The sequence below is a fragment of the Micromonospora sp. NPDC048843 genome (assembly GCF_040649965.1).
Taxonomy (GTDB): Bacteria; Actinomycetota; Actinomycetes; order Mycobacteriales; family Micromonosporaceae; genus Micromonospora; species Micromonospora hortensis.
Genome location: NZ_JBEZGJ010000224.1, coordinates 1 through 9593, shown reverse-complemented (window position 1 = coordinate 9593; position 9593 = coordinate 1). Strand labels below are relative to the sequence as shown.

Sequence of the window (9593 nt, the reverse complement as noted above, 5' to 3'; positions counted from 1 at the left end):
GATGGTTCCAGGATGGCGTACCTCGAAAGATTCGTGGTGACGCAGCAAGGCTGGCAGTCGAGAAGAATCTCGACTCTCCAGGTCGCAGCGCGACCTGGAGCCGTCGTATCCGAACGATGGGTGAGCGAGGTTACGGACGCTCGGCGTGCGCGCCCAGGTCGGCGAGCTTCGCCTCGAAGTCCTCGTAGCCCCGGTTGATCAGGTCCACGCCGTACACCCGGGAGGTGCCCTCGGCCGCGAGCGCCGCGATCAGGTGGCTGAACCCGGCCCGCAGGTCCGGGATGACCAGGTCGGCGGCGTGCAGCTTGCTCGGCCCGGCGATCACCGCGGAGTGCTTGAAGTTACGCCGGCCGAAGCGGCACGGGGTGCCACCGAGGCAGTCCCGGTAGACCTGGATGTTGGCGCCCATCGAGTTGAGGGCCTCGGTGTAGCCCAGCCGCTGCTCGTAGACCGTCTCGTGGACGATCGACAGGCCGCGGGCCTGGGTCAGCGCCACGACCAGCGGCTGCTGCCAGTCGGTCATGAAACCGGGGTGCACGTCGGTCTCCAGCGCCACCGCGTTCAGCTCGCCACCCGGGTGCCAGAAGCGGATGCCGCCCTCCTGGCCGGGGTCGCCCAGCTTCGGCGCGCGGGCGTCGGTGACCTCGTACTCGCCGCCGACCGAGCGGAAGATGTTCAGGAAGGTCATCATGTCGGCCTGCTGCGCGCCCAGCACCTCGACGTGACCACGGGTCGCCAGGGCGGCGGCCGCCCAGCTCGCCGCCTCGATCCGGTCCGGGATCGGCCGGTGGGTGTAGCCGTGCAGCTTGGGCACGCCCTGGATCTCGATCACCCGGTCGGTGTGGACCTTGATGATCGCGCCCATCTTCTGCAGGATGCAGATCAGGTCGATGATCTCCGGCTCCACCGCGGCGTTGCGCAGCTCGGTGACGCCCTCGGCCATCACGGCGGTCAGCAGCACCTGCTCGGTGGCGCCGACGCTCGGGTACGGCAGGGAGAACTTGGTGCCGTGCAGCCCGTTCGGCGCGGACAGGTGCAGACCCTCCGGCCGCTTCTCGACAGTGGCGCCGAACTCTCGCAGCGCCTGGAGGTGGAAGTCGATAGGGCGCGGGCCGATGTGGCAGCCGCCCAGATCCGGGATGAACGCGTGCCCGAGCCGGTGCAGCAGCGGGCCGCAGAACAGGATCGGAATCCGGCTGGAACCGGCGTGCACGTTGATCTGGTCGGTGCTGGCGCTCTCCACGTTCGCCGGGTCGAAGACGAGCTCGCCGTCCTCGGCGCCGTCGGTGACCTTGACGCCGTGCAGGCCGAGCAGACCCCGCACCACCTCGACATCGCGGATCTTCGGCACGTCGAACAGCCGGCTCGGGCTGTCGCCGAGCAACGCGGCGACCATCGCCTTCGATACCAGGTTCTTCGCGCCGCGCACGCGGATCCGCCCTTCGAGCGGAGTACCTCCGTGCACAACCAGGACGTCGTCGGTCAACGCAACCTCCAGCGCGTCGGTGCTGCCGTGTTGATGGTGGGGCGCCTGAACGTTGTCGCTACCCCGGATGCGGCCATGTCGAAACGGCCCGCGTGTGTCGTCGCTTGGGCAGCATAGCCCTCGGTGACGAAAAAGGACTCGGTCACATCGGCGTGTGTGGCATTAATCGGTGATCCGGCACTTTTGCGTACCAAGAGCGCTACGGATCGTGATCAGGACACCGTCGGCGGCGGAGTGTCCGCGCCGGGCAACGCGAGCATCTGATCGAGCGCGACCCGGGCGTGGTGCGCGGTGTCGGGGTCCACCGTGATCTGGTTGACGACCCGGCCCGCGACCAGCTCCTCCAGGGCCCAGACCAGGTGCGGCAGATCGATCCGGTTCATCGTCGAGCAGTAGCAGACGGCCTTGTCCAGGAACATGATCTGCTTGTCCGGGTGCGCCAGCGCGAGCCGGCGGACCAGGTTCAGTTCGGTGCCGAGCGCCCACGCCGAGCCGGCCGGAGCCGCCTCGATCGTCTTGATGATGTATTCGGTGGAGCCGACGTAGTCGGAGGCCGTGACCACCTCGTGCCGGCACTCCGGGTGGACCAGGACGTTGACCCCGGGCACCCGCTCCCGTACGTCGTTGACGCTCTCCAGGGTGAACCGGCCGTGCACCGAGCAGTGCCCCCGCCACAGGATCATCTTGGCGTCGCGCAGCTGCTCCGGGGTGAGCCCGCCACCGGGCTTGTGCGGGTCGTAGAGCACGCAGTCGTCCAGCGACAGGCCCATCTCCAACACCGCGGTGTTGCGGCCCAGGTGCTGATCCGGCAGGAAGAGCACCTTCGACCCCTGCTCGAAGGCCCAGTCCAGGGCGCGCTTGGCGTTCGACGAGGTGCAGACCACGCCGCCGTTGCGGCCCACGAAACCCTTGATGTCGGCCGAGGAGTTCATGTACGTCACCGGCACTGTGTCGCCGGCGATGCCCAGCTCGGCCAGCGTGTCCCACGCGGCCTCGACCTGGCCCAGCACCGCCATGTCCGCCATCGAACAACCCGCCGCGAGGTCCGGCAGGATCACCCGCTGGGTGGCGGTGGTGAGGATGTCGGCGCTCTCGGCCATGAAGTGCACGCCGCAGAAGACGATGTACTCCGCGTCCGGGCGGGCCGCGGCCTCCCGGGCCAGCTTGAACGAGTCGCCGGTCACGTCGGCGAACTGGATCACCTCGTCGCGCTGGTAGTGGTGCCCCAGCACGAAGACCTTGCTGCCCAGCTTCGCCTTCGCGGCGGTGGCGCGGGCCACCAGATCCGGATCGCTGGGCGCCGGCAGGTCGCCCGGACACTCGACGCCGCGCTCGGTGTCGGGGTCGCTGCCCCGGCCGAGCAGCAGCAGAGCCGTCGCCGTGTTGGAGGGTTCCACCCAGGTCGAAGTCACGTAGCCCATGGTCCCACAGCGCGAGCGCGACGCAGCCTCGCTCGGTGTGGGCTGCCACACTGCTCGGCATGCGCGTGCTGCTCTGCCCGGACAAGTTCGCCGGCACCCTGTCCGCACCGGAGGTGGCCGCCGCCGTCGCCGCCGGTTGGCGCACCGTCACCGACGGAGACGATCTGCTGATCCGGCCCCTCGCGGACGGCGGACCGGGCTTCGTGGAGGTGCTCGCCGAGGCGCTCGGCGGCCGGCGGGTGCCGGTGCCGACTGTCGATCCGCTCGGGCGCCCGACGCCCGGTGAGATCCTGCTCACCGCCGACGGCTCGACCGCCTACCTGGAGAGCGCGCAGGCGTGTGGCCTGCACCTGCTCTCCGCGGCCGAGCGCGACCCGAAGACCACCACCTCGTACGGGCTGGGTCTGTTGGTGGCCGCCGCTGTGGAGGGCGGTGCCCGCACCGTGGTGATCGGGCTGGGTGGCTCCGGCACCAACGACGCCGGCGCCGGAATGCTCGCCGCGCTGGGCGTGACACCTCTCGACCAGGGTGGCGCCGCGCTGCCGTACGGCGGGGCGGCGCTCGCCGCGGTCGACGCGCTGGACGGCGCGCCCCGGCTACGTGGGGTCCGGCTGGTCGCGGCCACCGACGTGGACAACCCACTGCTCGGCCTGCACGGCGCCAGCAACGTGTTCGGGCCACAGAAGGGCGCCGACCGCGCCGACGTGTTGCTGCTCGACGCGGCCCTGGAGCGTTTCGCGGCGGTGCTGGAACGGGACCTGAACGGCTGTCCGGCGGGGCTCGGCGCGCTGCCCGGGGGAGGGGCCGCCGGTGGCATCGGCGCGGCGCTCCTCGCCCTGGGCGGCGACTGCGAGTCGGGGATCGGCCTGGTCACCCGGGCCACCCGTCTCGACGCCGCGCTGGACACCGCCGATCTGGTGATCACCGGTGAGGGGTCGTTCGACCACCAGTCGCTGCGCGGCAAGGTCGTCGCCGGGGTGGCCGGCGCCGCCCGCGACCGCGGAGTTCCCTGCGTGGTGGTGGCCGGGCAGGTGAGCACCGGCCGGCGGGAGGCCGCCTCGGCCGGGGTGACCGACGCGTACAGCCTGGTGGAGCACTTCGGTGGCGAGCAGAGCGGCGGGCTCGACGCGGCGCTGAGCCGGCCCGCGGAGGGGTTGCGCGAGCTGGGCGCACGGCTGGCCCGGCAGTGGAGCCGCTGAGCGTTCCGACCGCCAGCGCGCCCGCCCCGACCGAGGGCCCACCTGCGGCGGGGGTCACGCCACGCGGGTGAGCACGGCCAAGGCGGCGTAGGATCGGCTGAGGACCACAACCGGGAATCACTGGACGGCGCGTGACGTTGGCCAGTGCGTCCGGACCCAAACCGCGCAGGGAGACTTCCACGTGACCACGCCAGCGCAGACCGAGTCGACCGAGGCCAAGGCCCCTACTTCCGTCGTCCTCACCGACGTCGCGGCGCAGAAGGTCAAGGCCCTGATCGAGCAGGAGGGCCGCGACGACCTGCGGCTCCGCGTCGCCGTGCAGCCGGGCGGCTGCTCCGGCCTGCGGTACCAGCTCTTCTTCGACGAGCGTTCGCTCGACGGTGACGTCGTGACCGACTTCGGTGGTGTCGAGGTCGTCGTCGACCGGATGAGCGCCCCGTACCTTTCCGGCGCGACGATCGACTTCGCCGACCGGATCGACGCCCAGGGCTTCACCATCGACAACCCCAACGCGGGCAGCTCCTGCGCCTGCGGTGACTCGTTCAACTGAGTCACACCACACACCAGCGACGATGGGGCCGTTCTTCGGGACGGCCCCATCGCCGTACCGGTCGGGTCTCGCACCGGTTTGGGAGCGGTCCCGAAGGGGGCCGTGGCGGGCTGGTTGCCGTTGTCCGACCGAGCGGTGACCATCGCGTTGCCGTCCCGGTAGGCTGACCGCGCCCTGCTCCCGACCCCGAGGGTTGACATGAAGATCGCCGTCACCGGCTCGATCGCCACCGATCACCTGATGAGCTTCCCCGGTCGCTTCGCCGACCAGCTCATCGCCGATCAACTGCACAAGGTGTCCCTCTCCTTCCTGGTGGACGACCTGGTGCTCCGCCGCGGCGGCGTGGCGGCGAACATCTCCTTCGGGATGGGTCAGCTCGGGCTGCGCCCGGTGCTCCTCGGCGCGGTCGGCGCCGACTTCGCCGACTACCGCTCCTGGCTGGAGCGCCACGGCGTGGACTGCGACTCGGTGCACATCAGCGAGGTGGCGCACACCGCCCGCTTCGTCTGCACCACCGACACCGACATGTGCCAGATCGCGTCGTTCTACGCCGGCGCGATGAGCGAGGCCCGCAACATCGAGCTGGCCCCGGTCGCCGACCGGCTCGGCGGTCTGGACCTGGTGCTGGTCGGCGCGAACGACCCCGAGGCGATGCTGCGCCACTCGGCCGAGTGCCGCACCCGCGGGTACGCCTTCGCCGCCGACCCGTCCCAGCAGCTCGCCCGGATGCCCGGCGAGGACGTGGTGGCGCTGATCGAAGGCGCCGAGTACCTGATGACAAACGACTACGAGAAGTCGCTGTTGCAGAGCAAGGCGCAGCTCAGCGACGACCAACTGCTGGACCTGGTCAAGGTGCGGGTCACCACGCTGGGCAAGCACGGTGTGGAGATCGCCGGGCGCGGCATCGACCCGATCCACGTACCGATCGCGCGGGAGATCCGCGCGGTCGACCCGACCGGCGTCGGCGACGGCTTCCGGGCCGGCTTCTTCACCGCGCTCTCCTGGGGCCTCGGCCTGGAACGCGCCGCCCAGGTCGGCTCGCTGCTGGCCACGCTGGTCCTGGAGACCGTCGGCACCCAGGAGTACGACGTTCGCCGCGACCTGTTCGTCAAGCGGCTCGCCGAGTCCTACGGCGACACCGCAGCGGACGAGGTCCGCCCCCACCTCCTCCCGGCGTAACCCCGCCCCCACCCTGGCGATCTTGCACTTTCTGTCGCCGTCTTGCGGCTTCTGCACCCCTTTGTCCACGCAGAAACTGCAAGATCGCGGGGGTGGCCGGGGTGGCGCCGGGTTAGTGGGTGCGGCGTACGTCGTGGGCGGGGCCTTCGGGGCCGTTGACGGACCCTAGGAACTCCTGGCCGCGCATCCGGCACCAGGCGGGGATGTCGACCGCCGCCGCGGGGTCGTCGGCCAGCACCCGGACCACAGTCCCGATCGGCACCTCGGGCATCCGTCGCGCCGCCGCGATCACCGGCAGCGGGCAGCGTTGCCCCCGGCAGTCGATCACCTCGTCCGGCGTCGTCACAGCCCCACCACCCCGGCCTCGGCGCGCAGCCCGGCGACTATCCCCGGCAGCTCGGTCAGGAACCGCTCCACGTCCGCCTCGGTCGTCTCCCGGTGCAGGCTGACCCGCACGTTGCCGTGCGAGAGCACCCCCATCGCCTCCAGCACGTGCGACGGACGCAACGTGGACGAGGTGCAGGACGAGCCGGACGACACGGCGAAGCCCCGCCGGTCCAGGGCGTGCAGCAGCGCCTCCCCGTCGACGTACAGGCACGAGAAGGTGACCAGGTGGGGGAGCCGGAGCACCGGGTCGCCGACGACCTCCACGTCGGGCACCTCCGCCGCTACCCGCTCCCGGATCCGGTCCACCAGGGTGGCCAACCGGCCCGCCTCGGCCGCCGCGTCGGCCGCCGCCGCCCGCAGGCTCGCCGCCGCCGCCACGACCGCTGGCAGGTTCACCACCCCGGGGGTACGTCCGCTCTCCCGCTCGTCGGCCGGCCAGGGCGACTCCCAGCGAGTGCCCTTCCGGACCGCCAGCACCCCCACGCCGGGTGGCCCACCCCACTTGTGGGCGCTCGCCGTGAGCACCGACCAGCCGGCCGGTAGGGGCACCCTGCCCACCGACTGCGCCGCGTCCACGTACAGCGGCACACCCACGTCGGCACAGGCCGCCGCCGCCTCGGCGACCGGCTGCACCGTCCCCACCTCGTGACTGGCGGTAATCAACGCGGCCAGCGCGACCCCCGGGGCCCGAACGGCGGTCGACCACGCGGTCAGGTCCAGCCGGCCCAACCGGTCGACCGGCACCGCGGCGGCCGTCCCGCCAGCGTTGACGTGCCGTTCCGCGGCGTGCAGCACCGCCGAGTGCTCGATCGCAGAGTGCACCAGCGTCGACCCGACCCGGCGCCGCCCCGCCAGGCCGCCGAGCACAGCGCCGTGGGCCGCTGTCGTACCACTGGGGGTGAAGGAGACCTCGTCGGCGCGGACGCCGAGCGTCAGCGCGGTGGCCTCGCGTGCGGCGTCGAGCAGTTGCCGGGCCCGGCGGGCCTGCGTGTACAGCTTGCCCGGGTCGGCCCAGCCGTCGTCGAGGGCGGCCAGCAGAGCCTGCCGCGCGACCGGATGCGTCGGCGCGGCGGTCGCCGCGTCCAGGTAGACCGGGGATGCGCTCACAGACCTGCCTTCGTTCGCGGCTGCGGGGCTCGCAACCCCGGCTCGCTCCTCGCGCTCACAGACCAAGACGCTATCGCGGCGGTATGCCTAGGATCCCCCCGATGGGGGTCGGACAGTGACCCCACCACGGCCGAGTCCGTCATGGTCGAGTAATCTGCGACCGTCGGTGACGCCTTTGCCGCGGGTGCTGAGGAAAGACGCACCGCGGCGCGCTAGGGAGGCAGGACCAGGTGGTCGCAAGGAGTTCGGAGGTACGGCCGTCGGCCGTACGGCACAGCGCTTCCCCAGGGGTTGGTGGACGCCGGGGGCGTGGTGCTGGTCGCCTGGCCGGGCTCGGTCTCGGTGGCGTGGCGCTGCTGGTTCTGCTCACGGGCTGTGACGTGGGTCAGACGTTCCACGGCTTCGGCTGGCCGCAGGGCGGCATCTCGCCGGAGTCCAAGCGGATGTACGACCTGTGGATCGCCTCCTGCATCGCCGCGCTCGCGGTCGGCGTCTTCGTGTGGGGCCTGATCTTCTGGTGCGTCGTGCGCTACCGCAAGCGTGGCAACGCGCTGCCGGTGCAGACCCGCTACAACATGCCGATGGAGTTCCTCTACACCATCGCGCCGATCCTGATCGTCTCCGTGCTCTTCTACTACACGGCGATCGTGCAGACCGACGTCGACAAGTTGTCGAAGAACCCGGACGTCACTGTCGAGGTCGTCGCATTCAAGTGGAACTGGCAGTTCAACTACCGGGACGGCCAGGGCACGGAAGCCCGCACCACCGCGTCGACGCTCGGCACCAGTGAGGTCATCCCGGTGCTGGTGCTGCCGACCAACCGGTCCATCCGGTTCGAGGAGACCAGCCGCGACGTCATCCACTCGTTCTGGGTGCCCGAGCTGCTCTTCAAGCGGGACGTCATGCCGGGCAAGATCCGCAACGTGTTCGAGGTCTCGAGCCTGGACGCCGAGGGTGCCTACGTCGGGCGCTGCGCCGAACTGTGCGGCAGCTACCACGCCTTCATGAACTTCGAGCTGCGGGTGGTCTCGCCGGAGAAGTACGACCAGTTCCTCGCGGCCAAGCAGAGCGGCAAGTCGACCCAGGATGCGCTGTCCGCGATCGGTGAGCAGCCGTACGCGACGACCACGCAGCCGTTCGACACGCGGCGGACGCAGGACAACTTCAACCCGGACGACGTTCCGGCCCGCACGGGAAGCTGAGGCAGCCGCATGAAGACCGAGTGGCGTATCTTCCTGATCATCGCCGGTTTCCTCTTCGGCGCCACCATCCTCTACGGCGCCTGGACGAACGGTGCGTCGGGCGGCATCGAGTGGGTCGGCACCGTCGCACTGCTGCTGTCGTTCCTGCTCTGCTCGATGTGCGGTGGCTTCTTCTGGTTCGTCTCCCGCCGCATCGACCTGCGCCCGGAGGACCGCCCGGACGCCGAGATCGCCGACGGCGCTGGTGAGGTCGGCTTCTTCAGCCCGGGCAGCTACTGGCCGTTCGGTCTGGCGCTGGCCGCCGCGATCGCCGCGCTCGGCATGGTGTTCTGGCAGTACTGGCTGATCGGCGCCGGTCTGCTAGCCGTCGTCTTCTCCGCCTGTGGGCTTCTGTTCGAGTACTACAGCGGCACCCGGCGTACCGCCGAGCACTGACCCACCCGGTCGCCGTCGCGACCGACCCGGTACGACGAAGGCCCGTTCCCCGAGTGGGGGAGCGGGCCTTCGGTCATGTTCCACCCCGCGCGGCCCGCCGCGGCGGGGCGGCGGTGCGGGCGGCGCTGTGGTCGGGGCGGCGGTGCTGCGGTCAGGGCGGCGCGTTGTGGTCAGGCGGCGCGGCGGGCGGGCTGGCGTCGGCGGGCGGCCAGCCGGGTGACCGGGAAGGCGAACGTGCCGATCACCACGGCGGCGCCGCAGTCGGTGCAGATCAGCTCTGGACAGTCGGTGCCGTGGCTGTCGACGCAGGGCGGCGCCTCGAACAACGCCACGCCCTCGCAGACGTCGCAGTAGAGCTCGCGGTGCGACACGGGCGTCTCCTCTCGGATACCAGGCGGACCGCCCCCGGATGCGACGACGACGCACCGACGGCAGCAGAGAACTACTCACCTGTAGTTTCCCAGACGGGTCCGACAAATCTCCGTGCACGGTCGCCCGCTCGTCGGAATCCGCGTGATCCACTCGACTTCAATGAAGTCGGGGCATCCGGGCTGCTTGGGCTCAAGTGGTTGTTGCAACGGGGTGGATTCTCGTCAGGATGAGGGGTCATGCCGGGGCAGAGGTTGT

10 protein-coding genes are annotated in these 9593 nt (G+C 70.9%); 5 read left to right on the top strand and 5 right to left on the bottom strand.

Annotation, left to right across the window (positions count from 1 at the left end; translation table 11 throughout):
* Positions 1–130: 130 nt before the first annotated feature.
* A complete protein-coding gene (gene murA, locus AB0C20_RS32465) occupies positions 131–1486 on the bottom strand; it encodes a UDP-N-acetylglucosamine 1-carboxyvinyltransferase (RefSeq protein WP_357180942.1) in 1356 nt (451 codons plus the stop codon).
* 212 nt (positions 1487–1698) lie between these two features.
* Positions 1699–2898, bottom strand: a complete 1200-nt coding sequence (gene nadA, locus AB0C20_RS32460) for a quinolinate synthase NadA (protein WP_357569422.1) — start codon at positions 2896–2898, stop codon at positions 1699–1701.
* A 68-nt stretch (positions 2899–2966) separates the two neighbouring features.
* Between nadA and AB0C20_RS32455 the strand changes: the two genes are divergently transcribed.
* The 3 genes from AB0C20_RS32455 (at position 2967) to AB0C20_RS32445 (ending at position 5835) form a co-directional block, all read left to right on the top strand.
* Entirely contained in the window at positions 2967–4106 is a 1140-nt protein-coding gene (locus tag AB0C20_RS32455; protein ID WP_357569424.1) for a glycerate kinase, read from the top strand.
* 181 nt (positions 4107–4287) lie between these two features.
* Entirely contained in the window at positions 4288–4656 is a 369-nt protein-coding gene (gene erpA / locus AB0C20_RS32450) for an iron-sulfur cluster insertion protein ErpA (RefSeq protein WP_091407494.1), read from the top strand.
* 198 nt (positions 4657–4854) lie between these two features.
* On the top strand, positions 4855–5835 hold the full coding sequence (locus AB0C20_RS32445) for a carbohydrate kinase family protein (protein WP_357180935.1): 981 nt from the start codon (positions 4855–4857) through the stop codon (positions 5833–5835).
* A 112-nt stretch (positions 5836–5947) separates the two neighbouring features.
* On the opposite strand, the gene AB0C20_RS32440 is transcribed toward AB0C20_RS32445, so the two are convergent.
* The gene (locus AB0C20_RS32440; RefSeq protein ID WP_357569421.1) at positions 5948–6181 is read right to left on the bottom strand and encodes a sulfurtransferase TusA family protein; all 234 of its coding nucleotides are present in this window, start codon (positions 6179–6181) and stop codon (positions 5948–5950) included.
* The gene (locus tag AB0C20_RS32435) at positions 6178–7329 is read right to left on the bottom strand and encodes an aminotransferase class V-fold PLP-dependent enzyme (protein ID WP_357569420.1); all 1152 of its coding nucleotides are present in this window, start codon (positions 7327–7329) and stop codon (positions 6178–6180) included. Before AB0C20_RS32435 ends, AB0C20_RS32440 begins: the two co-directional genes overlap by 4 nt.
* A gap of 230 nt (positions 7330–7559) precedes the next feature.
* Here AB0C20_RS32435 and coxB point away from each other — a divergent pair, with 230 nt between their 5' ends.
* Positions 7560–8531: a cytochrome c oxidase subunit II gene (gene coxB, locus AB0C20_RS32430; RefSeq protein WP_266304854.1), complete on the top strand. Its 972-nt coding sequence runs from the start codon at positions 7560–7562 to the stop codon at positions 8529–8531.
* Between the two features lie 9 nt (positions 8532–8540).
* Entirely contained in the window at positions 8541–8966 is a 426-nt protein-coding gene (locus tag AB0C20_RS32425) for a cytochrome c oxidase subunit 4 (protein ID WP_091407506.1), read from the top strand.
* 170 nt (positions 8967–9136) lie between these two features.
* Here the strand turns inward: AB0C20_RS32425 and AB0C20_RS32420 are convergent, their stop codons facing one another.
* Complete coding sequence (locus AB0C20_RS32420; RefSeq protein ID WP_357180924.1) at positions 9137–9337, bottom strand: hypothetical protein; 201 nt, start codon at positions 9335–9337, stop codon at positions 9137–9139.
* Between the last annotated feature and the right edge of the window lie 256 nt (positions 9338–9593).

Coding starts and splice junctions, on each gene's coding strand:
- AB0C20_RS32445 (WP_357180935.1), top strand. CDS start 4,855: ATGAAGATCGCCGTCACCGGCTCGATCGCCACCGATCACCTGATGAGC.
- AB0C20_RS32425 (WP_091407506.1), top strand. CDS start 8,541: ATGAAGACCGAGTGGCGTATCTTCCTGATCATCGCCGGTTTCCTCTTC.
- AB0C20_RS32455 (WP_357569424.1), top strand. CDS start 2,967: ATGCGCGTGCTGCTCTGCCCGGACAAGTTCGCCGGCACCCTGTCCGCA.